A 26472-nucleotide genomic window follows, 5' to 3' on the forward strand; every position below is an offset into this window, starting at 1 on the left:
AAAAATGTCCAATATCAAATTTGAAAAAATAGCCTTGATAGGCATCGGTCTAATCGGTTCATCTTTAGCCCGAATTATCAAGCGTGAAAAACTTGGCACCCATGTTACTATCGCCACCCGTTCTGAAAAAACACTCGCCCGTGCACGTGAATTGGAGCTTGGCGACAGCTACACAACAAGCAATGCACAAGCGGTTGAAGATGCCGATCTTGTCATTGTGTCCGTGCCGGTTGGCGCCTCTGCAACCGTTGCAAAAGATATTTCCAACGCCTTGAAAAAAGGGGCTATCGTTACTGATGTCGGCTCAACAAAAAGTTCGGTCATAGCACAAATGGCGCCTGAATTGCCTGATCATGTCCATTTCATTGCCGGTCATCCGCTTGCCGGCACGGAATATTCAGGACCCGACGCTGGTTTTGCCGAGCTCTTCACCAATCGCTGGTGCATATTGACACCCCAACCCGGTGCCGATAGCGAAGCACTATCAAAGCTTACGCAATTCTGGGAAGCTTGCGGTTCACGAGTCGACCGGATGGATCCAGAACATCATGATCTGGTTCTGGCCATTGTTTCACATGTACCACATCTGATCGCCTATAACATTGTCGGTACAGCCAGTGACCTGGAAAAAGTCACCCATTCGGAAGTCATTGCCTATTCAGCTTCAGGCTTTCGCGATTTTACCCGTCTGGCTGCTTCCGACCCGACCATGTGGCGCGATATCTGCCTACATAACAAAGATGCCATTCTGGAAATGCTCAGCCGTTTTTCCGAAGATCTGGCTTCCTTGCAGCGTCTAATCCGCTGGGGTGATGGGGATGCATTATTCGATCTCTTTACCCGCACCCGTGCTGTGCGACGCGGCATTATCGAAGCTGGTCAAGAAGTTGATGCCCCTGATTTTGGCCGTCAGGTTGCGCAAAAACACCCTGAAGAAAAATAAAATAGAACCGCCGGACATTATGCATCCGGCGGAATTTCTTCACTATAAATAACCATGTAATAGCCGCTTTCGTGCGCTTGCCTAAGAGCTTCCTGTTTGACAGGATCATCCGGTACATATGTGTAATCCAATGGTTTTTCCCGCAGTATATCCACCGGATACCAACCATTTTCGCGACTTTTTATAATCGCCAACTGCCGTGCGGCTTCTATGGTTTCAGCGCGCGCCAATATAAGTAGAGGATGGCGGCTACCCAACCGGTATATATCCGATTCCTGTGCAATACCTTGCGCAAGAAAGACATAAATTTTTTGTTGCAATGTTTCCATAATCCAACAATCAAACCGGTGGAATATTACCAGCCCTGATAAAGCCAAACCGTATCTCACCATGGACAATATTCAAACCGATTACCGGCAGCCCCTGACTATTTCTAGGCATTGAATTCAAAGCAAAAATATAGGTTTTTATATTTTCTGCCTGATCGGGAAAGAACATCTGGATATTGCGCATCAACGCACTGCTATCTTCGATAGCAAGCTCCAGCTTAGCATCCAGATAGCCGTCATAGGAAAAAGAATATGTACCGGAAAGATTGATGCCACCACCGGATTGAAAAGCCAGTCTAATTTTATCAATACCACCCTTTTTGCCACGCAACCATGCCAAATCATCGCCAGACAGACCTTTGGTCGGCAATACAGCACCCATATTATCCATGGACATCTCGATATTGCCATCAATAAGTGGCAGAAAATGCTGTTGCCCTTCTATGTTAACCGGCACCTTAAGGCCATCAAAAGATGAACGAAGGTGCATGTCCTTTTGCAGCCCGACGACATCGAAACGGAAAAATTCGCCTTCAACCAAAGGTACCATCGAACCAGAGTCGGCTTTTGCACCAATCAAAAAATTCTCGACGAAAAGATCAAGACTATTAGGCAAAGATCCCGCAATATCGGTCTCTAACCGGACAGACTTCCATCGTCCCGTCAGCGGTACAAAATCAGGCAGATCAAGAGTAAAGGGGCTATCAAGCTGGACCTCAAGCCAATGCGGCGCATAAATCGGCGCTTCAACTGCCAGCCCACCGCTGGAAAAGGCCACACCGTCTTTTGGGTCACGCAAACTGAAATCACCGCAACTGATACCAACACGCAAAGGAAAACCGCTTTTGCGCATATTTTCACAATAAACAGCAATGCCCTTTTGGTCTGCCTCATCAACAGCCTCTATGACTTTTTTTTGTACTTTCTCGCCGATCAGGTACCAAGCACCCGCATAAAGCACAACAAGGATAATAACCGCCATCACACTGATGAGTCGAATCCGATGACATTTAGCGGCTTTGCTACGAAAAGGGCTTTCACTTGACGGCATGGCGTTGATCTTTGTATCCCTTGGCTAAAGTGTTTCCATTATAGTAGGAATGATATGGGCGATTTTTGGGTTTTTGGCTATGGGTCTTTGATGTGGAACCCTAACTTTTCCCACGATGATGTGCAACCGGCCCATCTTTATGGCTATCATCGTGCTTTATGTATCCATTCTTTCCATCACCGAGGAACAGAAAAAAATCCGGGGCTGGTCCTAGGGTTGGATCGTGGCGGCTCCTGTCAGGGCCTTGCCTTTCATGTATCCGTTGCCGATTCTGATAAAACCTATGCCTATTTATTGGAACGCGAACAGCCCAACGGCGTCTATGAAGAAAAATACCTCACCACTTATCTCGGCAATGGAAAAAAAGTCAAAGCTCTGGCCTTTGTTGCAGATCGCCACCATAACCAATATGCTGGCAAACAGGATATTGCCACCATGACCCGAATTGTTGCAAAGGCAAGCGGTCTTTCCGGCCCCAATTGTGACTATGTCCTCAACACTGTCATGCAACTGAGACAAATGAAAATTCACGATAAAAATCTTGAAAGCATCGCCAAGAAATTGAAATCCTAATATTGGCCACAAACAAATCAGCCCTGCTGGATAAAAATTTTCTCCAAAAACCGAATAAGCCACTGACGCAAAGGGGCATCATAAATAAAACGACCATCTAAATGTGCTTGCGGTGCCTGTGCACCCTTCATGGTCGCCAAGGTTTGCGCACCATGCACCGTCCAACGTTGCATCATCACCCGGGTCAACTCGGCATGAAACTGCACACCCCATGCCTGTTCACCATAACAGAAAGCCTGAATGGGATAGGCATCACTTTTTGCCAATATACGCGCCGATGACGGTAAATCATATATGCCTTCCCGATGGAAATGATAAACCATATCCGGCCAGTCCATGACTTTTTGACCTTCCGCTGTTGCTGAAATCGGATACCATCCCATCTCGACCGCGCCATCGACACGAGGGGCAACCCGGCCGCCAATCTGGGTGGCCAGCATCTGCGCACCAAGGCATATTCCTAAAAAAGGTTTTTTTTCACGCAACGGCACAGCAATCCAGTCCGCTTCCTGTTGAATAAAAGGACTTGAATCATTGGCACTCATCGGCCCACCAAAAATAATAGCACCCGCATGATTATCCATAGTCGATGGCAACCTATCGCCTATAACAGGCCGTCTGATATCAAGCGTAAAACCGGCCTGCTGAAGCAACTGGCCAACTCGCCCTGCACTCGACGTTGTCTGGTGCAGAACCACTAAAATTTTGCGGGAATTGCCGCCATGTTCAATAATTGTAGCGATTTGTTGCATTATGCTATTTTTTATTATGCGGACTGGTCTTTCTCATGGCAATATTTTGCTGCCGCCATTTCTTGTTGCTGTATCCGATCCGAATCATCAACACCAATCAATTCTGCGATACGCCACACAAGATTTTCTTCCAATTCGTAAACTGTACCATCAGCATAAGCAATATCCCAAAGTAAGCCGATAAAACCGATTCGTTCTTCGTCACTCAATTCATATTTGAGAATACGGCAATACGTCAAAACATCATCTGTCTCATCAAATGCCTTTTCCCCAGCCTCAATCATCGCTTTTAAAGCTGCAGCATCAATCGAGTATTTTTGTTGTAATAATTTTGCCAGCATATGTCGCTCGACCGACTTGTCCTCGCCGTCGGCTGCCACAATCTGGAACATCAAAGCTACAGCCGCGATCCTTGGATCATCTTTTGCAAATTTGATCTTTTCCTGCCCTATGCCGGGTATCCAGCCTACCAGACGTTGAAACACGACCCCTCCCTTATCAGCCAACTAACGGGATGATTTGCCAACACCGGGATCATCAACATTGATCCGGGTTGTATCTTGCGGGGAGATATCACTATCATCAACAACACCATCAAGAACAAGCGGTGGTTCATCAACAATTTTCGGCTGAGCCTCTTCGTTTTTTGAACGGCGCGATACCGTTTTCTTTTTCGTTGCAGATTGAACCACTTCTGTAATAACAGCCGGTTTTTCGGGTATAACCAGATCATCCTGATCCAAAACCGGTCCAAGATGACGTGTCGGTACTTTCCACTCTACACCATCCAACCGGCCTGATAATGGCGATACCGGCGCCCAGTTTTCCAATATCAATCCATCCGCCATCCAAACCGGATCACGTTCGGCCCGTACAGCCCTTTGTAACCATTGGCGCACCCGCCCCTGATCACCACTGGACGCCTCTTCAATATCGGCAAGCAGCAAAAAAACACTTTCACGCGGCTGGTTCTTTACAGCCTTCTCAGCACATTCTTGTGCCAACGCAAACTCACCAGTTTCCAATGCTTGACGCGCAACCAGCATCAAAGATTCAAAATGGGTCGGATTGGCTTTCGCCAAAGTTTGTGCCCGCTTCAACCGTTCAACTGAAGACTGGCCCGATACCGCATTCACATAAGTCGCTCCCAAATCGGGATGCGGATATTTTTTCCACATTGCTTCAATAAGCTTGGAGCCTTTGCGTAATTCTTGCAGCCGGAATAATATATCAGCAGCAACATTGGCAGCCGGTATAAAATCGGCAGCCAGCTTATGCGCTTTCAAAGCAGCCTGACACGCTTCATTAGGATTATTTTCAAAAATATCCATTGCCTGTCCAGTCAACAAAACTGCACGACGGCGCGAAAGCTTATCAGAGCCGCGTTGTATACGCGGCATCGCTTTTTCCATACGATCAAAAAGCTGTACAGCCTGTTGCCACTCACCTTCCACACCCATACGGTCAATAACGGCACGATTGGCCCATTTGACACCCGGAGAAATAAGAATGGCTTCCTGCGCATATTGATTGGCAGCATCAAAAGCACCACTTTTCACCGCTTCATGATAAAGACCAGAAAGACCAAGCAATTTTGTCTTTTCATGTTGGCGCAAACGCTCATAGACGGCAATAGCAGATGCATAATCCTGATCCAATAAATAGGTTTGCGCTTCCAGATAAAGTGTCAGCGGCTCACGATCATCGGACAAAAGACGGTCAACTTTTTTATTCAGCCGACGGGCACTGGCAACATCGCCAGCCAATACAGCAATCAACCCCTGACTCAGCGCTTCACGACCTTTCTCTTCACGATGATAATGATACCGGCGCATCAATGCAGAGGGTGAGGTAAATACAATCCGTACCAGCCATAAAACCAGCCACAACACCACCAATGCGACAAGAGCGGCACTGATAAGAACCAAAACCGATGTTGTATAACGCATATCCCCAAAAGTCAGGACAACATCACCGGGATTACTGGCAAGCCAAGCGAAACCCGATCCCAAAACAGCAACAGCGAGAATGTAAAGAAGTACGCGAATCATTCCTGGCCCTTTACGTTTTGGGTTTTATCTTGAGGCGTCAAAGCCATGGCAATAATTTTAGATAAAACCATATCGGCATTTTGACGGGCCCTGATTTTTTCAATCATATCTTTTGAAACCGCTTTGGCGTTATCCGGTAATTGCTCCCATTCACTCAAGACTTTGGTATAGTCACCGCTATTGAGTGCAACTTCCATACGTGCAGCAATGGCCGATGGCGTATTACCTTCAACATTTCCAACCGGACGGCTTGTCACGATATTCTTGGCACTTGCCCATAATCTCTCGCCATATCCTGCCTGTGCATCAGGCTTATTTTCAGTAGCGGCAATCGCATCGGCCACTTTCGAAAAAGCTGCGCTCAATGCAACCTGATTGGCAAGTCCCTCTTTAGTATAAGGAGCCAAGGCATCCAGAGAAAGCGTATCGGGTGCAATAGTTGAAAATGTCTGAAACTCATTGTCAAAGGAGCCACCGCGATCGACCGCATCTTTCAATGCATGAGCCGCCATTAACAGAGCCAATTCTTTTCCCTGCAGCGGATTTGCAAATTTTTCCGGCATTTCTTCCACTGTTTTAGCAAGTGCCGAAAGCCTGTTATCAAGCTGAACAGTCGCAGCCATTGCCTGATCAGCATGCTGATTGACCTGATCAATACGCTGCAGAGCAGCATTCGCCCGGGCAAGCTGTTCTTCAAAAGTTGAGAAACGGGCCGTCAACGCCTGTATAGCCTCCGGATTACCGGATTGGGCAGAAATACCATCAATAGCCGTTTGCAACTGGCTGACCGAAGACTGCAAGGCATTAAACCGCTCGCTATTTTCACTGGCTGAATGGTCAACCGCCGTATTTTCCACATTCAGTCGCTCCAGTGCCTGCTGTAACGCGGTTTTCAATGAAGCGGTCTCATGCTCATTAGCAGCAAGTGCTTGTTGAAGTGATGCCACTTCCTCCTTGAAGGCTGCAATCTGCTGACCGGCATTTTGATTTGAAACAGGAGCCGTAGATGACATCAAGCCCGAATAATGTATTCCACCGGCGACAATCGCCACGACCAGACCGCCAACAAGACCAGCAATCCAAGGTGAACCGCCGCGCGTCATTGATGATGCCGATGGCGGCGCCATCTTTTCAGCTTTGGATGCCGCAGCAGCAGATTCTTTGGATGTATTCTGACTTTGTTTATCTGTACGCGTCATTGTCTCACTTCCGACTTTTGATTTATCCATAGCAATCGGTTCAGCATCATGGGCAGGCTTGACCGGCTCATGTTCGATCACCAGCGGCTTTCGTGTACTTGACGAATAACGTTTCTTCGACTCTTTCAACAGACAATCCTCACATAAGACAAAACAGTCCATCCTCTATAATGTAGCAGATACATTACTCAGGTGAAGGAATTGTTTAAATAAAAATAAAACAAAAATTTTACCGTGAAATGGATGATAACAATACAAGCGCAGATTCTTCATCAGGCGTCGCACTGACAAAAGCGCTTGAACGCACATCCTGTGGCAACTGATCGGCTATACGCTGTGACAAACAGATGAACTTCATGGATGAACGATACTGCATATCGATTACATTAATCATCTGTGCGGCATAACCTGAATAGACAAGACAAAAATCAATCTGTTGTGACAGATTGATCAAAACATCTTCATCCAAAGAACAAGAACGCGTATCATAGACTTCGATCATGGTAAGCTGGTGGCCCTGCTGCGGCAGACAACGCGATAGAGTATCACGCCGCAATCTACCAGCAAGATATAAAAAATGCTGTGGCAGCAGCACTGCCGTTTTGTCAACCAGATCAGCCGCTGTCGGCAAATGGCATAAAACGGTCTCCATCCCTTTTTCAACAGCAGTCTGTGCCGTTTTCAAGCCAACACAATAGAGAGGCAAACTACGGATATGTTCAAATAATGCATCCGTCATATGTAAAAAAACCGCACTGCTTGTAGCAATCACCGCATCAACCTTGGCAAACGGTTTTTCAACCGGCAGGGCCACAGTTTCTGTTAATGGCAATATAACCGGCAAAAAACCTAAAATGCGCAATTTTTGTGCCGTTGCATCAGCCATGGGTTCCGGCCGTGTAACCAATACTGTTTTGGGCTTACCAACTATCAAAGAAACCTTCCCCTGCCTGCTTTCGTAAATAAAGCGCTGCTTCATGACCCATTTCTTTTGCATCTGCCAAAGAGCCAGACTGTTTTATTTCATAAAAAACATCACCATCAGGATTCAAAATAATACCATGAAAATGGAGCTTCTCTCCATCAATTGTAGCATAGGCACCAAGCGGTGTCCGGCATGATCCATCAAGACTTGCTAGAAATGAACGTTCACAGGCCAATGCAATTTCGGTATCACGGTCCCTAATCGGCGCAAGCAACGCATCAATCCGCGCATCATCCATGCGTGTTTCAATAGCAATGGCACCTTGTCCCGGTGCCGGAACAAAGTTTTCTACCGCCATAATTTCACTGATCACCGATGTCAGCCCCATACGATTAAGACCTGCCATTGCTAAAAAAGTACCATCAACATCACCGTTCTGGACTTTTTTCAAACGCGTATCGACATTGCCGCGCAACAATGCCGTTTGCAAATCAGGACGCAATTTCTTAACCAATGCCTGACGACGCAAACCAGCCGTTCCAATAACCGCTCCATGCGGTAATTCAGCAAAACTTTTTACATGGGCACCAATAAATGCATCACGTGCATCTTCACGGGCCGGAAATGCCGATAAATGCAGCCTATCCGGCAGTTTTGTCGGCATATCCTTTGTTGAATGGACGGCAATATCAATCACACCATCGACCAAAGCCGCCTCGATTTCCTGGGTAAACAATCCTTTTCCACCCACTTCCGAAAGTGCAATTGTCTGAATACGGTCACCAGTTGTCACTATGGTTTCAACCGTCACAGCATCCTGTGGCAGATTATGGGCATCAATCAGTTTTTTACGGACCTCATGGGCCATGATAAGTGCAAGCTGGCTACCGCGAGAGCCTATTTTAATAGAAGGTATTTGCATTATGATACTTCCATGCTACCGATTTCGAATGTTTTAAAAAAGAGGTCTAACCTGAAATGCGCGTCTTGGGAATAGAAACAAGTTGCGATGAAACTGCCGCTGCTATTGTCGAGCGCGATGCAGCCGGAAAAGGCCACATCCTTTCCAATATTGTCTGGAGTCAGATTGACGACCACGCACCTTATGGCGGCGTTGTACCGGAAATTGCAGCACGCGCCCATGTCGAAATTCTTGACGGTCTGATCAAACAGGCACTTGAAGAAGCCGATACATCGCTTGAAAAGATAGATGTAATTGCCGCTACGGCCGGACCGGGATTGGTCGGAGGACTGATTGTCGGCCTTGTCAGCGCCAAGACATTGGCTTTGGCCGCCCATAAACCCTTCATCGGAATCAACCATCTTGAAGGCCACGCTTTAACTGCACGCTTGACCGACAATCTTGCCTTTCCCTATCTTTTATTGCTGGTATCGGGCGGCCATACACAAATCATTGCGGTCAAAGGACTCGGCCAATATGAACGCTATGCAACAACCATTGACGATGCCTTGGGAGAAGCTTTCGACAAAACGGCTAAATTACTGGGTCTACCTTATCCCGGTGGCCCTGCTGTTGAAAAAGAGGCCCTGCAAGGTGATGCCAACCGCTTTGAACTTCCGCGCCCGCTCAAAGGAGAAAAGCGACTTGATTTTTCCTTTTCCGGTCTCAAGACTGCTGTGCGCCAAACCGCAACAGCACAAGCACCTTTAAGCGATCAGGATGTCAAAAATCTTTGTGCATCCTTTCAGGCTGCCGTAACAGATACACTATATGAACGCGTGCAACGCTCCTTATTAAAGTTTAAAGAACAGTTCCCCAAACTTGATCATGCAGCACTGGTTGTGGCCGGGGGCGTTGCTGCCAATAAGGCAATCCGCCAAATATTGGAAACCTTATGCGAAACCCACAATTTCCGTTTTATTGCACCACCTATGGCGCTTTGTACCGATAATGCAGCCATGATCGCCTGGGCCGGTGCCGAACATGCCGCCCTTAACAAACAGGACGATTTTAATCTCGCTGCACGTTCACGCTGGCCATTGGACGAAAAATCTGCTCCAATCATCGGTGCCGGACGGCGTGGTGCGAAAGCTTGAGGAAACTATCATGGTAAAAAAAATAGCAGTCATAGGAGCAGGAGCATGGGGCAGTGCCTTGGCCAGTATGAGTGCTGCTCTCGGCCATCATGTCCATCTTTACGGCCGCGATGAAGCCACCATTGACATGATTCGCACACAGAACGAAAATCCTCGCTATCTACCCGGCATAAAATTGCATAAAAATATCGTTGCAACGACCGATATGGCCAAAGCCCTTGATCAAGCCGAGCGGATATTACTCGTCATTCCCGCACAGACACTTGGCAAGGCGCTGGCTGAATTCGCCCCGCTGATCCCGACATCATCCGCCGTCATCTTATGCTCAAAAGGAATCGAACAAAGTAGCGGCAATTTCATGTCGGAAATTGCAACCAAACATCTTAAAAAGCAGCAGATCGCCGCGCTTTCCGGCCCCAGCTTTGCCGATGATGTGGCACGCGGATTGCCAACAGCTGTTACAATTGCGGCCAATGACAGAACTTTTGCCCATCAACTGGCGCATGAATTTTCCGGTCCACGTTTTCGCTGTTATGCAAGTGACGACATCATCGGGGTAGAAATAGGCGGCGCACTTAAAAATGTTCTGGCGCTGGCTGCTGGCGCAACACGCGGGTGCAAGCTTGGTGCCAGTGCTGAAGCAGCCCTTGTCACCCGCGGCTTTGCTGAATTGCGCCGTATCGCTTCAACCTTAGGCGCCAAGGCTGAAACCTTGACAGGCCTTTCGGTCTTGGGTGACCTAATACTGACATGTTCCTCGCCACAGTCACGTAATTTTTCTTACGGTATGGCGCTTGGTGAAGGACGGTCAACAAACGGTTTACGGCTAGCCGAAGGTGTAGCCACTGCACCAATTGCAGCTAAAATCTGTTCTGAAAAAAATATTGATGCACCCATTATTAGCGCTATTGCCAACCTTCTTGAAGGCAAAATTTCTATTGATGATGCCATAAACGGCCTTATCAATCGCCCCTTGAAATACGAAGATTGAAAGGATCAATCCATGCTGTTTGCTATTCTTTGTGAAGATAAAAAGGACCATTTACAAACACGTCTTGATACCCGCCCTGTCCATCTTGATTATCTCAAGGGCCTTGGCAAGACACTTAAATTCGCTGGCCCGTTTCTTGATGATAACGGCAAGCCTTGTGGAACACTGCTGGTTGTTGAAGCTGACAACAAAGAGGCGGCTGAAAAAATTGGTAATGGCGATCCTTATGCAAAGGCCGGGCTATTTGCCAGTGTCAGTGTGCGCGCATGGAACTGGACCATCAATAATCCAGAGGCATAAAATGGCATATTGGCTTTTTAAATCCGAACCTTTCAAATTTTCCTGGGACATGCTCAAGGCTAAAGGCGACAAGGGCGAAGAATGGGATGGCGTACGCAACTATCAGGCACGTAATAATATGCGCGCCATGAAAATTGGAGACAAAGGCTTTTTCTATCATTCCAATGAAGGACTTTGCGTTGTCGGTATTGCCGAAGTCTGTGCCTTGGCACATCCCGATTCAACCAGTGACGATCCACGTTGGGAATGCGTCGATATTAAAGCGGTTTGCGATATGCCTACACCGGTCACATTGAGTGCCGTCAAAGCCAATCCAAAACTGGCCAATATGTCGCTTGTCACATCCATGCGGCTTTCCGTACAACCGGTACGCCCCGATGAATGGGCAGAAGTCTGCCGTATGGGCAATCTGGATCAAAAATATTGACAGATCATTCTGCCTTTATTGCACGCCATACCCATCCACAAGAAGTGGACGGTGTACCTGAAATCCGTCTTTATCAGGCCCATGAAACAAATGAATTATGGCATCTGACACAAGCAGAACTTGATCATTATAATCTGCAACCGCCGTTCTGGGCCTTCCCATGGGCGGGTGGGCAGGCACTTGCCCGTTATATTCTGGATCAGCCATCAACCGTTCAAGGTAAAAGAGTACTGGATTTTGCCTCTGGTTCGGGGCTTGTCGCCATTGCCGCAATGAAAGCCGGCGCCCATCTGGTTGAGGCAGTCGATATTGATCCTTTTGCCGTCTGTGCCATATCTATGAATGCGCAACTCAACGCCGTCGATCTCAATATTCTTGCCGACAATCTCGTTGGTATAAATAAAGAATGGGATATCCTGCTGGCCGGTGATGTTTTTTATGACCGCCTCATGGCGGAAAAAATTACACCATGGTTTGAAACACTCGCACAAAAGAACATCGATATTTTGATCGGTGATCCCGGCCGCACCTATCTTCCCGATAGAAAAATGATCCGCTGCGCCGATTATCATATCCACGTTTCTGCAGCCCTCGAAGATTGTAACATTAAAAAAGTTACAATCTGGAAATTTCCACCAGCCGCAACATCATAATACTAACCGAGCACAACCATCTTCGTCTCTGCCGAAAGAAAAGGCAGGATGCGCAACATATCACGCCGTGACAAAGCCACACAGCCTTGCGTTGGCGCATAATCATCATGGGCAAGATGGAAAAAAATAGCACTGCCAGCACGCTGGCGGCGTGGCACAATATTCCAATTCATCACGATACAAATATCATAGACATCATCATGGCGCAAAAGCCGTTCCGCACTCTTATGATAAGGCAGTTTGACAGGGCGGTTATAATTGGCATCAAATATACTATCACACCAGCCATCATTTTTACGGCTTGGCAGAATAGAAAGCGCTGACATCGGCACCGGTTTACAAGTAGGCTTGCGATAGCCATAAAGTAAAGCCATTGTACCAATCGGTGTTGCGCCATCGCCCTCGCGTTTTTTTGATGTAAGGCCCGAGCGGCCTAACGCACATGGTAGACGTAGCGGCCCTACAGCCAATATGCCGCGTGAAATTCCCAAAACACTCCGACGCACAGCTAGGATTGTAACAAGTTTCCGCTTTCTTTTTATAGGTGGGCAATGATAAAGAACTTGCATAAGCGATATTTTCACGAAAAGATGTCGTTATATATTCCAGCGTAGAACTCTAGGGGCAGACCCCTTCAGTTGCAATGAGGTTTTAAATGAATAGCCGTACTATTTTGATTGTAGACGATGATAATGATCTGCGTTCCATTCTGGTCGAACAGTTACAGATGCATGAAGAGTTCAACGTTTTACAAGAAATGACGGCAGTAAGCGGCGTTGAATCGGCACGTAAAAACAATGTCGATCTGGTTATTATGGATGTCGGTCTGCCCGATATGGATGGACGTGAAGCTGTCAAGACATTACGTGAAAATGGTTTTCGTGCACCTATCATCATGCTGACTGGTCATGACACGGATTCCGATACAATTTTAGGATTATCGGCCGGTGCAAATGACTATGTGACAAAGCCGTTCCGCTTTGCTGTTCTTCTTGCCCGTATCCGTGCCCAACTGCGCCAACACGAACAAAGCGAAGATGCAACTTTCCAGGTTGGTTTTTACACATTCAAACCCGGACAAAAGCTATTGATTGATGAAAAAGGTTCTAAAATCCGTTTAACGGAAAAAGAAGCCGCCATTATCAAATATCTCTATCGAGCCGGTGACAAAGTAATCAATCGTGACACATTGCTTGAAGAGGTATGGGGTTATAATTCCGGTGTGACAACACATACATTGGAAACCCATGTGTATCGCTTGCGCCAAAAAATTGAAAAAGATCCATCCAATGCCCAAATCCTCGTCACGGATAGCGGCGGTTACAAGCTTAATCCGTAAAATTGTATGGAAAGCGCTTCACAGCATGATTAAATTGTTCTAGGCTTACCCCACCATTATAGGGGTAAGCATGTCTATTGATAACGATATCAATGTGCTGGGAAAGCTTGATATTTTCCGTTCGCTTGATTACGAGCAATTGCGTATCCTTGCTTTCGGCGCGGAACGCCGTGCCTATATTAAAGACCAACTGATTTTCAATGAATGCGACAATGCCGATTGTGCATTCCTTGTATTGGCCGGACAAGTCGATTTATATCGGCATCGCGGCAATAGCATGCAATACATCCAATCGGTCGAACCGGGAAGCCTGATCGGAGAATTAGCCTTGCTTGCCCAAACTACGCGACCGGTTTCAGCCTATTCAGTCAATCATGCAACATTGCTACGTATCAGCCGATCATCTTTCCAGCGCCTATTAGAAGAATTTCCTAAAACAGCAGAAAATTTGATTGAGTATGTACAAAGCACGCTTCACCAGCTGGTAGAAGATATCAGTCGTCTCGCGCCCGAGGCCGGGAATACTCATAAGTAAAGCGTCCGCGCTGAGTTGTCGGCTGCGCACTGAGCGCCGGAACAAACACCCGACGTGACTGGCGTTGATTAACCACAACCCCCTGATAGAGCCGCTTTTGTGCTTCAACAATAATCACCCCCCCGAAATAGGGGAAAAAACGTGCTGCAATATGTCCGTATAATGAAGCGATAATACGAGGAAACCACTTGGGTGACGGTGAATAATAAAGACTGCTGGATGACGCCTGAATAATAAAATTTGCACGATGCAACAATTGCTGCAATTGCCCACCGCTATAAGGCTCACCAAAACCGAAAGGTGTATTTTCATAACGCGCCCATAAACCGCGCCGATTTGGCACCACCAGAACAAGCCGCCCATTCGGTGCAAGAACACGCCACATTTCTTTCAACATTTCTTCGGCATTTTCGGCAAACTCCAATGAATGGACCAATAAAATCCGGTCTACCGATGAATCAGGCAATGGTAGCTCTTCTTCAAAAACAAGAGCGGTGGAAACAGCATCCATACTTGGCCAGACGACAGCACCCTGACGGGCCGGCATCAGGGCAATGGCACGTTCAGCCCTGTCTTTGAAACAATCCAAAAAAGGAAGCGTAAAACCCAGCCCCACCAAACGCTCTTCCGGCAAGGTCGGCCAGTGACGCTCCAATGCACTTAGTAATGTTGCCAAAGTACGCTTGCCTAAAGGCGAAGCATAAAAAGCCCGTAATGCAATCACGTCAATCTGCATGATAGAACCTGTACAGAAAGGCGGACTTGCTCATAATACTTTATTGCCAGCACCCAAGCTGCTTGCCACGCAGATTATGAGCGTCAATATTGACCAAAGCACGCTGATCTTCTTTCATCATATAATAGCGTGAACGACTTTTTATATCAATTTTTTCCCAACCAGCGCATTCAGTCGGCATTTCGACTTTTTGCGTTACGAGTTTTTCACTCCACGCCGTAGCAGTCGCCTTAGCACTGCAGCCAGATGCAAGACCAAGCAACGGTATCGCAACCGATAAGCCTGTATAACGTATCAATTTAGTCATCATTGCTCGCGCCCCTAACCGGTTCCTTCTGCCCGTCCTGTATCAATCAGACCCACTCTAATTTCCCTACTTATCAAATAGTTCTTCGACTGGAAAATCATTACTTAATATAAGGTTAAAATCCGACCGTCTTATGGCGTGGTATTTTTTTTCTTGAATATTGCTATTAATAGTTTTTTTTTGCATCTAGCGTCACTTTTTTGCATCCCCGTCACTCTTTCTTTGAGTCCGACTACGCTATTTTCATGAATACTATACAATGATAAAGGAGCGATGTTATGGGCAAAACGACCGGTCGGGGAAAAATTTACTCAAATATTCTGGAAACAATAGGTAATACACCACTTGTACGCATTGACCGTTTTGCTAAAGAAAACAGCGTTGTTGCCAATCTTCTGGTCAAGCTTGAGTTCTTCAATCCATTAGCCAGCGTCAAGGACCGTATCGGCCTCGCTCTAATCGAAGCACTTGAACAACAAGGCAAGGCAATCCCTGGGAAAACCACACTGATTGAACCAACATCCGGTAACACTGGTATCGCACTGGCTTTTGCCGCTGCCGCCAAAGGCTATCATCTGATTTTGACCATGCCGGAAACCATGTCGGTGGAACGACGCAAACTACTGAAACTGCTTGGTGCCGAACTTGTCCTGACCGAAGGGGCCAAAGGTATGAAAGGCGCCATCGCAAAAGCTGAAGAACTGGCCGCTGAAAATCCCGATGCCGTTATTGCCCAACAATTTGAAAATCCGGCTAATCCAGCTATCCACCGTGAGACAACGGCAGAAGAAATATGGAATGATACCGATGGCAATGTTGATTTTCTCATTTCCGGTATCGGTACCGGCGGCACCATTACCGGTATCGGGCAAGTTATCAAATCACGCAAGCCCGATTTCAAGGTTATTGCTGTTGAACCGAAAGATTCGCCCGTTCTCTCCGGCGGAGCTCCCGGCCCCCATAAGATTCAAGGTATCGGTGCAGGTTTTACCCCTAAAACGCTTGATACAAGTGTGTATGACGAAATTATCGCCGTCTCAAATGAGGATTCTTTTAAAAATGCCCGTGCTATCGCTCGTATTGAAGGTATTCCCGTTGGCATTTCATCAGGTGCGGCGCTGACAGCCGCAATTGAAATTGGCAAGCGCGCTGAAAACAAAGACAAAAATATCATTATTATTATTCCATCATTTGCTGAGCGCTATCTTTCAACCGCTCTTTTTGAAGGTCTTGACGCCTAAATAGAAAAGCGTCCCTCCCGAGCGCCTCTGCTTTACAGCGGAGGCTCTTTTTATTTCAAACCCAAAATAAAAGCTTGATATCTTACGGCGCGCATCAAATCAGAAACAATCACCATTCTTCCAACTATATTTTTGATGATAAATCTATAAAGTTGAGGCAACACTTTTAAACAGCATGGAGATGCATGATGGTTGACTTAAAAATAACCTCGAAAGAATTTGTTTTTGACGCTGTACTGGAAACAGAAAAAGCGCCCAAAACCTGCGAAGTTTTTTTACGCCATCTCCCTTATATCAGCCAAATCATCCATGTCCGTTGGTCAGGGGAGGGTGTATGGATTCCGCTTGGTGATTATGATTTCAAAATCGGTTATGAAAACCATACCTGCTATCCTGCGCCCGGCCAATTTATCCTTCATCCCGGTGGTATAAGCGAAACAGAAATCCTGCTTGCCTATGGCGGCGTCAATTTTGCTTCAAAAGTTGGCCAATTGGCTGGAAACCATTTTATTACCATCACAAACCATCTCGACCAGTTGGCCCTTCTGGGTAAGCGCACTTTATGGGAAGGGGCCCAACCAATTGAAATTCGCCTTGCGGATGCGGCATAATTATCTGCAGGCAAACTTATAATATTCATAGAGCCCGTCAACGTGACGGAACCGGTTCTACGCCACTATAATCATAAAAGCCCTTACCGGTTTTTTGCCCGAGCCATCCCGCTTCGACATATTTGATCAAAAGCGGGCAAGGACGGTATTTTGTATCAGAAAGACCGTTGGCGAGCACCTGAAGCCCCGCCAGACAAACATCAAGACCGATAAAATCGGCTAGCTGCAACGGCCCCATCGGATGATTCGCCCCCAATTTCAGTGCTGTATCAATAGCATCAACAGTGCCGACCCCTTCATAAAGCGTATAGACCGCTTCGTTAATCATCGGCAATAAAACACGATTGACGATAAAGGCTGGAAAATCCTGACTGACCGTATAGGTCTTATCAAGACTTTGGAGAAAAACACCAATGGTTTGAAATGTATCCTCGCTGGTAGCGATGCCACGTACCACTTCAACCAGCTTCATAGCCGCGACAGGATTCATAAAATGTACACCGATAAATTTTTCTGGTCTATCGGTTGTTGCTGCCAAACGGGTAATCGAAATAGTCGATGTATTGGTCGCCAGCAAAGCTTCTTTTTTAAGGGTCTTACACAAATCGATGAAAATATCACGCTTGATATTTTCCTCTTCTCTGGCGGCCTCGATCACCAGATCGGCATGACAAAGCGCTTCCAACTGTGTAACCGTTTTAATCCGTGCATAGGCTTCATTTTTCTGTCGCTCATCAATGCGGCCAGAAGCGCATTGCTTACTAAACTGCGCCTCTATTGTCTCCAACGCTTTTACAAGCTGGTCAGAATTAATGTCCTCAAGCAAAACATCATAACCGGCCAGAGCAGCCACATGGGCAATACCGCTTCCCATCTGTCCGGCACCGACAATTGCCACTGTCTTTAACATGGTTTTCTCCGACAATGATTTCCACCCAAGATCTTTTAACACTTAATCCGGTCATCCAGCATGGTCAATCATTCACAACGCCCAGATTATGAACGATTCTTTCCAGCCACCCATAAAATATCATCTGCACCATTATGATTGGCAATACGGGCCGCAACAAAAAAATAATCTGATAGACGGTTAATATAACAAAGCGCTTGCACCCCGACAGTCTCTATCTCCGATAGACGCACCATTGCCCGTTCGGCATCGCGAGCATGAACACGGGCAAGATGCAAATATGCGCTTAAAGCCGACCCCCCCGGTAAAATAAAGGATTGTAATGGCTGTAAATGTTCATTGAGCTGATCGATTTCATCTTCCAGCCGCTGCACTTGTCGCGCCACAATACGCAAAGTTTCATAATCAGTTCCATCAACAGGTGTCGCCAGATCGGCACCAAGATCAAACAGATCATTCTGGATATCGGCTAAAAAACAATCAATAAGCGCATGCGCCACACTATGAAGGCGTACAATACCGATCACGGCATTCAGGCTATCGACAAGACCATAAGCCTCCACCCGCAAATCGGCCTTCGAACGTCGCGGACCATTAACCAGTGCTGTCGTCCCGTTATCACCGGTTTTTGTATAAATTTTGTTGAGCTTGACCATAAATTCTGTCCATCAATTGTATTTCAGGAACTTTACCGATAGAACGCACCAATATAAAGCCTTTAACCGAGACAGGCAGAATGAGAAACTTCAGGAGACATGCCCTTTATTGCTGGCGTATTCTTTATAATGCCGTAAGCCATTATTTTCGCGACAATGGTTCGGCATTTGCCTCCTATATGACACTTTCCGGCCTACTGGCACTTTTTCCTTTTATGATTTTTGCCACATCACTGGCCAGTTTTCTGGGCGCCGGTGTCTATACCGGCCGTGCCGTCAGTTATATTTTTGAAATGCTGCCTTCTGCCCTTGCCGGTCCGCTATCAAAAGAGGTGACCAATGTATTGAATGTCCAACGTGGCGGACTGCTGACCGCATCAGTTATCATGACCGCCTATTTTGCTTCCAATGGTGTTGAATCACTACGTACAGCATTGAATCGTGCCTATCGCGTGCGCGATCCGCGCAGCATCTTTTTCTGCCGTTTTCAAAGTCTGTTTTTTGTCATGATCGGCACCATCGGCCTGATGGCAATCAGCATTCTTCTTGTACTGGCACCATTGGCCCTGAAAATTGCCCAGCGTGAGTTTCCTGTCATTGCTCCCTATATCGGTACACTGCGAATCTGGCGCTATACCATCGCCATTGTAGTTCTTGCCCTCGGCCTGATCATCGCACATAAATGGCTGCCCGCAGGCAAACGCAAAATGACCGATATCTTGCCCGGAATTTTTGTCACTATGGTTGTCTGGTTCATCGCCTCGATGCTTTTTGCCTCCTATCTGGCGACCTTTGCCAATTATGTCTCGACCTATGCAGGACTAGCCTCGATCATGGTGGCCGTGATTTTTCTTTATATATTGAGCATTATTTTTGTCATCGGCGGCGAAGTCAATGCCGCAATCATGTTCTATCGCAACCGTCCGCAGCAACCGGGACAACCAATCAAGGCAACCGAAAAAATGATTGCTGAAGCGCGAGAAAAAGTCATGCAAGAAATTGAAAACACCATGACCAATAAGAACAAGAAGTCATGACGCCAGCAATAACCCTTTTTATCGATGCCGATGCCTGCCCCGTCAAGGATGAGGTGTATAAAGTGGCAGAACGCTACCAAATCAAAACCTATGTCGTCGCCAATAGTTTTATCCGTGTGCCACGTGAAGACTTCGTTCAGGCCATCATTGTTGAAAACGGATTGAACATTGCCGATGACTGGATCGCCGAGCGCGCCCATGAAGCCGCCATTGTTATCACCAATGACGTACCGCTGGCCGACCGCGTGGTCAAAGCCGGTGGTGTCGCCATCAAACCCAACGGCCATATCTATGACGAACGGACCATCGGCAATGCGCTAGCCACACGCAATTTGATGGAAAGTCTGCGTGAAGGCGGCATGATGGGCGGTGGGCCACCGCCTTTTTCCGCCAAAGACCGCTCACAATTCCTGAGCAGCCTTGATCTTTCTATCCAGCGCCTTAAAAGGCGCGGTTTTACCCCTTAAACTATTGCGCTATCGCTGCACGAATCAAGGCCTTGGCATCGTCATTGCCCCATGGCGCCGAACCGTTGAAAGAACCAATCAGGCAGCCATCACGATCCAGCAACAAAGTCACAGGCAAACCCACAGCCAGACCCTGACTACGCACAACAGAAAAAATCTCCATTGATGGATCACGATAAAGATGAAGTGAATCGGCCTTCACATCCTTTAAGAATTTCAAGACCTTTTCATCCGGGTTTTTATCAACATTAATCGTAACAACAGCGAAATCATCTCCGCCTTCATCTGTTTGCAAAGCAGCCAATTCAGGCATTTCTTGGCGACATGGTACACACCAGACAGCCCATAAATTGACAAGTAGCACTTTACCGCTGAAATCCGCCATGCTTATATCCTTGCCCGCCTGATCATGAAACTTCAGCGCCGCAGCATTATAAGGTTCGTCGGCAAAGCGGAAATTTTTAAAAAAACCTTGGGCTGCAGCCTTTATGGGAGCCAAATGTGACATGTCATTATTGCAGCTTTTAAGCTCAGCGGCAGCGGCCGATGCGATGAAAGACGACAAATCGATGCGGCGCGTGTTGTCATGCCCCCCCATTATCGCGTATAGGGCTAAAGTACCAAGTGAAAAAGCCGCTATGGTCAAGCGCAGCTTTTTAATAAAGTTGTTTTTGAAAGTTCCATACAGGCTCTTTTTACTCATCATTTTTCCGTCCTTCTATCGGGGCTAATCTATATGAAAAACGCGCATATCCGCAAGCCAGCAAAAACCAAATCAACACCAGCCAAACCAGCACAGGCAAAAACTAAAAACAGCAACAAGATGTGGGGCGGTCGCTTCGCTTCCGGCCCGGCCGCTGTCATGGAGGAAATCAATGCCTCTATCGGTTTTGATCAGAAGCTCTACCGGCAGGATATTGCGGGCTCGCTGGCCCATGCTGCGATGCTTGAAAAGCAGAAGATCATCACCAGCGCCGATTATAAAAAAATCAAAAAAGGTCTTGAGACAATCATGACCGAAATTGAAAAAGGCAAATTCGAATTTTCCCGTCGTCTTGAAGATATCCATATGAATATCGAATCAAGACTAGCCGAGCTGATCGGCCCCGCAGCAGGCCGTCTGCATACAGCACGGTCAAGAAATGATCAGGTCGCTGTTGATTTCCGTCTTTGGGTCAAACAGGAAACATTATCAATGGCCGAGCATCTCAAGACTCTGATCGGCATCCTGCTCAACCGTGCCGAAGAACATGTTGCAACGTTTATGCCGGGCTTTACCCATCTGCAAACAGCACAACCTGTTACCTATGGCCACCATCTGATGGCCTATGTCGAAATGTTTACCCGGGACTATTCCCGTATGAAAGACGCCGCCGAACGGATGAACGAATCCCCCTTAGGGGCAGCAGCCCTTGCAGGCACCGGTTTCAACACCAATCGGCAGATGACAGCCAAAGCCTTGGGCTTTCGTGAGCCAACACGCAATTCTATCGACAGTGTTTCCGATCGCGATTTCGCATTGGAATTTCTAGCGGCCGCTTCAATATGTGCCACACATCTTTCACGCATGGCAGAAGAAATCGTTATCTGGTCAACACCGCAATTTAATTTTGTCCGCTTGTCCGATTCCTTTTCTACCGGCTCGTCAATTATGCCGCAAAAGAAAAATCCCGATGCGGCCGAACTGGTACGCGCCAAAACCGGCCGGATCAATGGAGCCCTTGTCGCACTTTTAACCGTGATGAAAGGACTGCCGCTCGCCTATTCCAAAGATATGCAAGAAGATAAGGAAGCTGTCTTTGATGCGGCCCACGCGCTTGAACTTTCGCTTGCTGCCATGACCGGCATGATGGATGATATCATCATCAATACAAAAGCCATGGCGGATGCCGCTGGCTCAGGTTATTCCACCGCAACCGATCTTGCAGACTGGCTGGTGCGTACACTCAACATGCCGTTTCGTGATGCCCATCATGTAACCGGACGTGCTGTTGCGCTGGCTGAAAAGAAGCAATGCGACCTCGCCAGCTTGACCCTAAAAGATCTGCAAACGATTGATAAAAAGATTACAGCCGACATTTTTGACGTATTAAGCGTTGAAAAATCGGTCAAAAGCCGTCAATCCTATGGTGGCACAGCACCATCACAGGTGCGCCGTCAAATTACGGCATGGAAAAAACGGCTTGCCAAACTTTAACGCATTTCTATGTTGCAATAAAAAGTGGAAATGCTCTAATGGACAGCATGATAGAAAATAAGGTTTTGACAGAAACGAGCGGACGATGAAAAAAACAATATCAACTTTGGCTGTTTTATTGATCGGCGCCAGCATTCTTTCTGGTTGCGGTCGCAAAGGTCCACCAGAAGCGCCACCTTCCAGCATGATTGAAAATAGTGAAGGTAAAATGGTGCCAAAGCCTAAAGAAGACAAGCCTTTTATCCTTGATCGCCTGATCAAGCAATAAGGCTAAAGATAAGGATCAATCGTGTCCCATTTCCCATATAAGAATGGCGTTCTCCATGTTGAAAGCGTCACCGTAGCCGATATAGCCCATAAAGTCGAAACGCCATTTTACTGCTATTCGGCAAGCGCGATTGAAGAACGCTTCTTACAGTTCAAAAGTGCCTTCAAGGATGAACCCGTAACCATCGCCTATGCCTGCAAGGCCAATTCCAATCAAGCCATATTGACCCTGTTGGCAAAATTAGGTGCCGGTGCGGATGTTGTTTCCGAGGGTGAACTACGCCGCGTCTTAAAAGCCGGTATAGCCGCTGAAAATGTCGTTTATGCCGGCGTCGGCAAGACGATTATGGAAATGGATTATGCATTGGCTCAAAACATCCGTTGCTTCAATGTCGAATCCGAACCCGAACTCAAACAACTTAACGCCCGTGCTGCTGCACAAGGCAAAAAGGCCCCTGTTTCATTGCGTATCAATCCAAATGTTGATGCCAAAACCCATAAAAAAATATCGACCGGAAAATCGGAAAATAAATTCGGCATTCCGCTACAATCGGCCCGCAATGTCTATCATCATGCCCAAAGCCTGCCCCACATTGTAATCAAAGGTGTCGATGTCCATATTGGCAGCCAGATCTGTGATCTTGGCCCATTTAATGATGCCTTTAAAATTACGGCCGACTTTATTCGTATGCTACACGATGACGGCATCCATCTCAGTCATGTCGATGTTGGCGGCGGATTGGGCATTTCCTATAATAAGGATAATAACCCGCCACCGACACCATATGATTATGCACAAACTGTTTTAAAACATATGAAGCCGCTCGGACTGGATATAATCTGCGAACCGGGCAAGAATCTGGTCGGCAATGCCGGCATTTTGGTGACATCGGTCATTTATCTGAAAAAAGGAGATGGCCGTAATTTTATCATTGTCGATGCGGCAATGAATGATCTGATCCGTCCAACCCTCTATGATGCCTGGCATAATATTATTCCCGTCAAAGAACCCAAGGAGCCTATCGACTTTATCAAGGCAGATATTGTCGGCCCGGTTTGCGAAACGGGAGACTATCTGGGTATTGACCGTATGTTTCCGACACCTGAAAGTGGCGATCTACTGGCTGTCGAAGGGGCCGGTGCCTATGGTGCGGTTATGGCGGGAACCTATAATACCCGTCCGCTGGTACCAGAAGTGCTGGTGCAAAAAGACCGTTTCGACATCATACGCGCCCGTCCCGATTATGATACACTGATCGGTCTCGACCAAGTTCCGCAATGGATCTAAATCTGGAACCTGAAATTTTGTATCCTGCATAATTTTGGCCTCGTCTTTGCCATGATATGCATTATGATGGCGCTGAATCGAAAGGCATTTAGGGCTATATGGATAAGGCCGATAGAAAATCAGACAATTGCCTATCGCTGGCTATTGCCCGCGGGCTAGGTTTTTGCGTTCTGGTTTTTGAACGGATATGGCCAAAAATCCTGCCTCTGGTTCTAATTGTAACAAGCTTTTGTGCCTTAAGCTGGTTTGGATTTTTTAATACGCTCTCTTATTGGCCACATGTTTTTTTGCTCTGGTTATGTGGTTTTGCAGCCATTATTGCAATTTATCCACTACGCCATTTTCAAATACCGTCAAAAGTAGATGTCGATAAACGCATAGAAGCCGCAAGCGGTCTGGCCCATCAGCCACTTGAAGTGCAAGAAGACAAATTGGCCACAGGTGCAGATAGTGCTTTCGCCCAAGCTTTGTGGGCTGAACATCAGCGCCGCATGGCCAACCGGATCAAACATCTTCAAGTCGGGTTGCCCCATCCGGATATTCCCCATCGAGATCCTTATGCATTACGTTCACTGATTATACTTATAACGGCGTTAGGCTTTGCTTTCAGTTTTGGTTCAAAAGGCGGACGCTTAAGTGATGCCTTTGATTTTTCACCGGCTGTCAATATCAATAATATGCGTATTGACGCCTGGATCACACCACCTGCCTATACCAATCAGCCACCTATTTTTCTGACCAAGGCTATCGCACATAATGACGATATGATCATCATTCCTGAAGGCAGCATTCTGAACATGCGCATTTATGATGGCCGTGGAGTGGTTGCTAAACGCAAAATTGAAGGCAAGGGACAAGAAATAATTAAAGCCACAGATAGCGGCCAAAATACAAGAACCAGTGTTTATGAAACCACTTTGACACAAAACAGCAGTATATTGCTGCAGGCACGCCATTTTTCCCAAAGCTGGACTTTCATTGTCACACCAGATACGGCACCAACCATCAGCCTGACAACAGATGAGCCGGGCCGTGTGCTCAATGGTTCGCTGGATCTCAAATATAAAATCGACGATGATTACGGAGCAATAAAAGCCTGGGTCGATATCAAACCCTTGGCAGCCGATCATGATGAAAACGGCCATCCGCTTTATGACGCTCCCACAATCCCGCTGACATTACCACGCGGGGGCAAAGGTGAAGCACAAACACAACAGGATATATCCTCACATCCTTGGGCAGGTTCCGAGGTTGTCCTGACACTCATGGCAGAAGATGGTGCTGGCCATATTGCACACAGCCAAAGTTATACAATGGTTTTACCACAAAGAAGTTTTGGTAACCCGATAGCCCGTGCAATCGTAGAACAACGCCGTATTCTGGTATTGAATGAAGAAAAACTACCATATGTTATGGATATGGTGCAGGCGACAATGGTGCGGCCGGAATCAACACTTGATAATTTTACACAAATGATCGTGTTGCAAAGCCTTTGGCGTAGATTACGCGAAATATATGACTTTCAACAAAGGTCACAATATCTACAACTCAATGAAGACCAGTATCGAAAGCGCCTTCAAGTCGCACAAGAACGGTTAAGACATTCTGCCGATTATATGTGGCAGATTGCATTGAACTTTGAAGGGGACCAACTCGACAAGGCCATGCAACGGCTAAAACAGGCGCAGGCTGCGTTGCGTGATGCCTTACGCAATGGTGCAGGACCGGAAGAAATTGAACGGCTGACGCAGGAGCTGCGTCAGGCAATGATGGAATATATGGATGAGCTTGCCCAACGCAATACAGAAGACCAGCTTGATTCCGATACAATGCAGAATATGCAGGCAATGAACCCCAATGATCTGGAAGGAAAACTCAAACAGCTTGAAGATCTGGCCAAGACTGGCAACCGCGCTGCCGCCGAACAGCTTTTGAACGAGCTTGAAAATATGATGAATAATCTGATGGTCCAGAAAGGCGGCGACAACCAGCAGGCCGGCAACAAGACCGATCAGATGCAACAACAAATGAACAAGCTTGGCGATATGATGCGTCGGCAACAAGAAATGCTCAACGATACCCACAAGCTGCAGGACGAATTCAAGCGTGGTGAGAAATCACAAGATGATTTCAACCAGCAAATGGATGAATTACAAAAACGACAAAACGAGCTGCAATCACAGATGAACGATCTGATGAAAGATTTACAAAATCAAGGTATAAAGCCCGACAATGACTTGAAAGATGCTGAACGCCAAATGCAGCAGTCAGGTGAAGCCTTAAGTAAGGGTGAAGGTGGTCAGGCAGCTGAAAAGCAGGCAGGCGCAATCGATTCCATGCGTAAGGGCGCGCAAGGCTTGATGAAACAGATGAAAGAAGCCATGAAAAAGAATGGCGAAGGTCAGGGTGAAGATAATAAGAATACCGATCCGCTTGGTCGGCAATCCGGTTCTGCCGGCCAAAGCCGCGATGACAATAAGGTTGAAATTCCAAGTGAAACAGATTTGCAGAAAGCCCGTCGTATTCTTGATGAAATCCGCAAGAAACTGGGGCAATCCCTGACACCTGAAATGGAAAAGGAATATCTCGAACGTCTATTACAGTTCGACCGTTAAACATTTATACTTTT

At 46.9% G+C, this 26472-nt stretch carries 31 protein-coding genes; 17 read left to right on the top strand and 14 right to left on the bottom strand.

The features are described from left to right. Positions 1-4: 4 nt before the first annotated feature. Entirely contained in the window at positions 5-943 is a 939-nt protein-coding gene (locus tag ACYZ97_RS10420; protein ID WP_473298674.1) for a prephenate/arogenate dehydrogenase family protein, read from the top strand. A gap of 17 nt (positions 944-960) precedes the next feature. On the opposite strand, the gene ACYZ97_RS10425 is transcribed toward ACYZ97_RS10420, so the two are convergent. Further along, entirely contained in the window at positions 961-1263 is a 303-nt protein-coding gene (locus ACYZ97_RS10425) for a hypothetical protein (protein WP_473298676.1), read from the bottom strand. A gap of 19 nt (positions 1264-1282) precedes the next feature. After that, positions 1283-2323, bottom strand: coding sequence for a DUF2125 domain-containing protein (locus ACYZ97_RS10430; RefSeq protein ID WP_473298678.1), 1041 nt, complete (start codon positions 2321-2323; stop codon positions 1283-1285). 54 nt (positions 2324-2377) lie between these two features. Here ACYZ97_RS10430 and ACYZ97_RS10435 point away from each other — a divergent pair, with 54 nt between their 5' ends. Beyond that, positions 2378-2896 carry a gamma-glutamylcyclotransferase gene (locus ACYZ97_RS10435; protein WP_473298680.1) on the top strand — a complete coding sequence of 173 codons (519 nt, stop codon included), beginning with the start codon at positions 2378-2380 and terminating at the stop codon, positions 2894-2896. Positions 2897-2913: 17 nt separating this feature from the next. Here the strand turns inward: ACYZ97_RS10435 and ACYZ97_RS10440 are convergent, their stop codons facing one another. From ACYZ97_RS10440 to hemC, 6 genes are all read right to left on the bottom strand, one after another. Continuing rightward, the gene (locus ACYZ97_RS10440) at positions 2914-3648 is read right to left on the bottom strand and encodes a glutamine amidotransferase (RefSeq protein ID WP_473298682.1); all 735 of its coding nucleotides are present in this window, start codon (positions 3646-3648) and stop codon (positions 2914-2916) included. A gap of 14 nt (positions 3649-3662) precedes the next feature. Continuing rightward, positions 3663-4133, bottom strand: coding sequence for a tellurite resistance TerB family protein (locus tag ACYZ97_RS10445; protein ID WP_473298684.1), 471 nt, complete (start codon positions 4131-4133; stop codon positions 3663-3665). A gap of 21 nt (positions 4134-4154) precedes the next feature. After that, positions 4155-5699, bottom strand: coding sequence for a heme biosynthesis HemY N-terminal domain-containing protein (locus tag ACYZ97_RS10450; protein ID WP_473298686.1), 1545 nt, complete (start codon positions 5697-5699; stop codon positions 4155-4157). Continuing rightward, positions 5696-7027: a COG4223 family protein gene (locus tag ACYZ97_RS10455; protein WP_473298688.1), complete on the bottom strand. Its 1332-nt coding sequence runs from the start codon at positions 7025-7027 to the stop codon at positions 5696-5698. The genes ACYZ97_RS10450 and ACYZ97_RS10455 overlap by 4 nt, the downstream gene beginning before the upstream one ends. A gap of 100 nt (positions 7028-7127) precedes the next feature. Continuing rightward, positions 7128-7877 carry a uroporphyrinogen-III synthase gene (locus ACYZ97_RS10460; RefSeq protein ID WP_473298689.1) on the bottom strand — a complete coding sequence of 250 codons (750 nt, stop codon included), beginning with the start codon at positions 7875-7877 and terminating at the stop codon, positions 7128-7130. Further along, complete coding sequence (gene hemC / locus ACYZ97_RS10465) at positions 7819-8745, bottom strand: hydroxymethylbilane synthase (RefSeq protein ID WP_473298691.1); 927 nt, start codon at positions 8743-8745, stop codon at positions 7819-7821. The genes ACYZ97_RS10460 and hemC overlap by 59 nt, the downstream gene beginning before the upstream one ends. Positions 8746-8801: 56 nt before the next feature. On the opposite strand from hemC, the gene tsaD reads away from it, so the two are divergent. Genes tsaD through ACYZ97_RS10490 form a run of 5 tightly spaced genes read left to right on the top strand, consistent with a single transcriptional unit; the run spans position 8802 to position 12252 of the window. Then, positions 8802-9881, top strand: a complete 1080-nt coding sequence (gene tsaD, locus ACYZ97_RS10470) for a tRNA (adenosine(37)-N6)-threonylcarbamoyltransferase complex transferase subunit TsaD (protein WP_473298693.1) — start codon at positions 8802-8804, stop codon at positions 9879-9881. Positions 9882-9891: 10 nt separating this feature from the next. Further along, positions 9892-10872, top strand: coding sequence for an NAD(P)H-dependent glycerol-3-phosphate dehydrogenase (locus ACYZ97_RS10475; protein ID WP_473298695.1), 981 nt, complete (start codon positions 9892-9894; stop codon positions 10870-10872). Between the two features lie 12 nt (positions 10873-10884). Beyond that, positions 10885-11172, top strand: a complete 288-nt coding sequence (locus ACYZ97_RS10480; RefSeq protein ID WP_473298697.1) for a YciI-like protein — start codon at positions 10885-10887, stop codon at positions 11170-11172. Position 11173: 1 nt separating this feature from the next. Further along, entirely contained in the window at positions 11174-11599 is a 426-nt protein-coding gene (locus ACYZ97_RS10485; protein WP_473298699.1) for an EVE domain-containing protein, read from the top strand. Further along, positions 11554-12252 carry a class I SAM-dependent methyltransferase gene (locus tag ACYZ97_RS10490; RefSeq protein ID WP_473298701.1) on the top strand — a complete coding sequence of 233 codons (699 nt, stop codon included), beginning with the start codon at positions 11554-11556 and terminating at the stop codon, positions 12250-12252. Before ACYZ97_RS10485 ends, ACYZ97_RS10490 begins: the two co-directional genes overlap by 46 nt. 2 nt (positions 12253-12254) lie before the next feature. Here the strand turns inward: ACYZ97_RS10490 and ACYZ97_RS10495 are convergent, their stop codons facing one another. Beyond that, positions 12255-12821 (bottom strand): L,D-transpeptidase family protein, encoded by a 567-nt coding sequence (locus ACYZ97_RS10495; protein WP_473300686.1) that lies wholly within the window; start codon positions 12819-12821, stop codon positions 12255-12257. Between the two features lie 86 nt (positions 12822-12907). Here ACYZ97_RS10495 and ACYZ97_RS10500 point away from each other — a divergent pair, with 86 nt between their 5' ends. After that, complete coding sequence (locus ACYZ97_RS10500; protein ID WP_473298703.1) at positions 12908-13591, top strand: response regulator transcription factor; 684 nt, start codon at positions 12908-12910, stop codon at positions 13589-13591. A 70-nt stretch (positions 13592-13661) separates the two neighbouring features. Then, positions 13662-14126 carry a Crp/Fnr family transcriptional regulator gene (locus ACYZ97_RS10505; RefSeq protein WP_473298705.1) on the top strand — a complete coding sequence of 155 codons (465 nt, stop codon included), beginning with the start codon at positions 13662-13664 and terminating at the stop codon, positions 14124-14126. Here the strand turns inward: ACYZ97_RS10505 and ACYZ97_RS10510 are convergent. Beyond that, on the bottom strand, positions 14086-14862 hold the full coding sequence (locus ACYZ97_RS10510; RefSeq protein WP_473298707.1) for a class I SAM-dependent methyltransferase: 777 nt from the start codon (positions 14860-14862) through the stop codon (positions 14086-14088). The two genes, ACYZ97_RS10505 and ACYZ97_RS10510, sit on opposite strands and share 41 nt — an antisense overlap. Positions 14863-14902: 40 nt before the next feature. Continuing rightward, the gene (locus ACYZ97_RS10515) at positions 14903-15172 is read right to left on the bottom strand and encodes a hypothetical protein (RefSeq protein ID WP_473298708.1); all 270 of its coding nucleotides are present in this window, start codon (positions 15170-15172) and stop codon (positions 14903-14905) included. Positions 15173-15447: 275 nt separating this feature from the next. On the opposite strand from ACYZ97_RS10515, the gene cysK reads away from it, so the two are divergent. Together cysK and ACYZ97_RS10525 are read left to right on the top strand one after the other, a co-directional pair. After that, positions 15448-16410, top strand: coding sequence for a cysteine synthase A (gene cysK / locus ACYZ97_RS10520; protein ID WP_473298709.1), 963 nt, complete (start codon positions 15448-15450; stop codon positions 16408-16410). 188 nt (positions 16411-16598) lie between these two features. Continuing rightward, on the top strand, positions 16599-17021 hold the full coding sequence (locus ACYZ97_RS10525) for a DUF3830 family protein (protein ID WP_473300687.1): 423 nt from the start codon (positions 16599-16601) through the stop codon (positions 17019-17021). A gap of 37 nt (positions 17022-17058) precedes the next feature. On the opposite strand, the gene ACYZ97_RS10530 is transcribed toward ACYZ97_RS10525, so the two are convergent. Together ACYZ97_RS10530 and ACYZ97_RS10535 are read right to left on the bottom strand one after the other, a co-directional pair. Then, positions 17059-17931, bottom strand: coding sequence for a 3-hydroxybutyryl-CoA dehydrogenase (locus ACYZ97_RS10530; protein ID WP_473298711.1), 873 nt, complete (start codon positions 17929-17931; stop codon positions 17059-17061). An 86-nt stretch (positions 17932-18017) separates the two neighbouring features. Further along, positions 18018-18587 (bottom strand): cob(I)yrinic acid a,c-diamide adenosyltransferase, encoded by a 570-nt coding sequence (locus ACYZ97_RS10535; protein ID WP_473298712.1) that lies wholly within the window; start codon positions 18585-18587, stop codon positions 18018-18020. Between the two features lie 80 nt (positions 18588-18667). On the opposite strand from ACYZ97_RS10535, the gene ACYZ97_RS10540 reads away from it, so the two are divergent. Beyond that, a complete protein-coding gene (locus ACYZ97_RS10540) occupies positions 18668-19624 on the top strand; it encodes a YihY/virulence factor BrkB family protein (RefSeq protein ID WP_473298714.1) in 957 nt (318 codons plus the stop codon). After that, entirely contained in the window at positions 19621-20091 is a 471-nt protein-coding gene (locus ACYZ97_RS10545; RefSeq protein WP_473298715.1) for a YaiI/YqxD family protein, read from the top strand. Before ACYZ97_RS10540 ends, ACYZ97_RS10545 begins: the two co-directional genes overlap by 4 nt. 1 nt (position 20092) lies before the next feature. On the opposite strand, the gene ACYZ97_RS10550 is transcribed toward ACYZ97_RS10545, so the two are convergent. Next, on the bottom strand, positions 20093-20797 hold the full coding sequence (locus tag ACYZ97_RS10550; RefSeq protein ID WP_473298716.1) for a TlpA family protein disulfide reductase: 705 nt from the start codon (positions 20795-20797) through the stop codon (positions 20093-20095). Positions 20798-20914: 117 nt separating this feature from the next. Here ACYZ97_RS10550 and argH point away from each other — a divergent pair, with 117 nt between their 5' ends. From argH to ACYZ97_RS10570, 4 genes are all read left to right on the top strand, one after another. Continuing rightward, on the top strand, positions 20915-22288 hold the full coding sequence (gene argH / locus ACYZ97_RS10555; protein ID WP_473300688.1) for an argininosuccinate lyase: 1374 nt from the start codon (positions 20915-20917) through the stop codon (positions 22286-22288). 85 nt (positions 22289-22373) lie between these two features. After that, positions 22374-22556, top strand: a complete 183-nt coding sequence (gene lptM / locus ACYZ97_RS10560) for an LPS translocon maturation chaperone LptM (protein ID WP_473298717.1) — start codon at positions 22374-22376, stop codon at positions 22554-22556. Positions 22557-22577: 21 nt separating this feature from the next. After that, entirely contained in the window at positions 22578-23843 is a 1266-nt protein-coding gene (gene lysA / locus ACYZ97_RS10565; RefSeq protein ID WP_473298718.1) for a diaminopimelate decarboxylase, read from the top strand. A gap of 98 nt (positions 23844-23941) precedes the next feature. Beyond that, on the top strand, positions 23942-26458 hold the full coding sequence (locus ACYZ97_RS10570; RefSeq protein ID WP_473298720.1) for a TIGR02302 family protein: 2517 nt from the start codon (positions 23942-23944) through the stop codon (positions 26456-26458). The last annotated feature ends 14 nt before the right edge of the window (positions 26459-26472 follow it).

It is taken from the genome of Bartonella sp. bp_1 (genome assembly GCF_055808085.1).

Bases quoted from the DNA above. Each gene is read 5' to 3' on its own strand.
- ACYZ97_RS10485 (WP_473298699.1), top strand. From the start codon at position 11,174: ATGGCATATTGGCTTTTTAAATCCGAACCTTTCAAATTTTCCTGGGAC.
- ACYZ97_RS10505 (WP_473298705.1), top strand. From the start codon at position 13,662: ATGTCTATTGATAACGATATCAATGTGCTGGGAAAGCTTGATATTTTC.
- ACYZ97_RS10550 (WP_473298716.1), bottom strand. From the start codon at position 20,797: ATGATGAGTAAAAAGAGCCTGTATGGAACTTTCAAAAACAACTTTATT.
- lptM (WP_473298717.1), top strand. From the start codon at position 22,374: ATGAAAAAAACAATATCAACTTTGGCTGTTTTATTGATCGGCGCCAGC.
- ACYZ97_RS10495 (WP_473300686.1), bottom strand. From the start codon at position 12,821: ATGCAAGTTCTTTATCATTGCCCACCTATAAAAAGAAAGCGGAAACTT.
- ACYZ97_RS10490 (WP_473298701.1), top strand. From the start codon at position 11,554: ATGGGCAGAAGTCTGCCGTATGGGCAATCTGGATCAAAAATATTGACA.
- ACYZ97_RS10540 (WP_473298714.1), top strand. From the start codon at position 18,668: ATGAGAAACTTCAGGAGACATGCCCTTTATTGCTGGCGTATTCTTTAT.
- ACYZ97_RS10530 (WP_473298711.1), bottom strand. From the start codon at position 17,931: ATGTTAAAGACAGTGGCAATTGTCGGTGCCGGACAGATGGGAAGCGGT.
- ACYZ97_RS10480 (WP_473298697.1), top strand. From the start codon at position 10,885: ATGCTGTTTGCTATTCTTTGTGAAGATAAAAAGGACCATTTACAAACA.
- ACYZ97_RS10475 (WP_473298695.1), top strand. From the start codon at position 9,892: ATGGTAAAAAAAATAGCAGTCATAGGAGCAGGAGCATGGGGCAGTGCC.
- ACYZ97_RS10500 (WP_473298703.1), top strand. From the start codon at position 12,908: ATGAATAGCCGTACTATTTTGATTGTAGACGATGATAATGATCTGCGT.
- ACYZ97_RS10440 (WP_473298682.1), bottom strand. From the start codon at position 3,648: ATGCAACAAATCGCTACAATTATTGAACATGGCGGCAATTCCCGCAAA.
- ACYZ97_RS10420 (WP_473298674.1), top strand. From the start codon at position 5: ATGTCCAATATCAAATTTGAAAAAATAGCCTTGATAGGCATCGGTCTA.
- argH (WP_473300688.1), top strand. From the start codon at position 20,915: ATGTGGGGCGGTCGCTTCGCTTCCGGCCCGGCCGCTGTCATGGAGGAA.
- ACYZ97_RS10525 (WP_473300687.1), top strand. From the start codon at position 16,599: ATGGTTGACTTAAAAATAACCTCGAAAGAATTTGTTTTTGACGCTGTA.
- cysK (WP_473298709.1), top strand. From the start codon at position 15,448: ATGGGCAAAACGACCGGTCGGGGAAAAATTTACTCAAATATTCTGGAA.
- hemC (WP_473298691.1), bottom strand. From the start codon at position 8,745: ATGCAAATACCTTCTATTAAAATAGGCTCTCGCGGTAGCCAGCTTGCA.
- ACYZ97_RS10450 (WP_473298686.1), bottom strand. From the start codon at position 5,699: ATGATTCGCGTACTTCTTTACATTCTCGCTGTTGCTGTTTTGGGATCG.
- ACYZ97_RS10515 (WP_473298708.1), bottom strand. From the start codon at position 15,172: ATGATGACTAAATTGATACGTTATACAGGCTTATCGGTTGCGATACCG.
- ACYZ97_RS10510 (WP_473298707.1), bottom strand. From the start codon at position 14,862: ATGCAGATTGACGTGATTGCATTACGGGCTTTTTATGCTTCGCCTTTA.
- tsaD (WP_473298693.1), top strand. From the start codon at position 8,802: ATGCGCGTCTTGGGAATAGAAACAAGTTGCGATGAAACTGCCGCTGCT.
- ACYZ97_RS10570 (WP_473298720.1), top strand. From the start codon at position 23,942: ATGGATAAGGCCGATAGAAAATCAGACAATTGCCTATCGCTGGCTATT.
- ACYZ97_RS10460 (WP_473298689.1), bottom strand. From the start codon at position 7,877: ATGAAGCAGCGCTTTATTTACGAAAGCAGGCAGGGGAAGGTTTCTTTG.
- ACYZ97_RS10435 (WP_473298680.1), top strand. From the start codon at position 2,378: ATGGGCGATTTTTGGGTTTTTGGCTATGGGTCTTTGATGTGGAACCCT.
- ACYZ97_RS10430 (WP_473298678.1), bottom strand. From the start codon at position 2,323: ATGCCGTCAAGTGAAAGCCCTTTTCGTAGCAAAGCCGCTAAATGTCAT.
- ACYZ97_RS10545 (WP_473298715.1), top strand. From the start codon at position 19,621: ATGACGCCAGCAATAACCCTTTTTATCGATGCCGATGCCTGCCCCGTC.
- ACYZ97_RS10535 (WP_473298712.1), bottom strand. From the start codon at position 18,587: ATGGTCAAGCTCAACAAAATTTATACAAAAACCGGTGATAACGGGACG.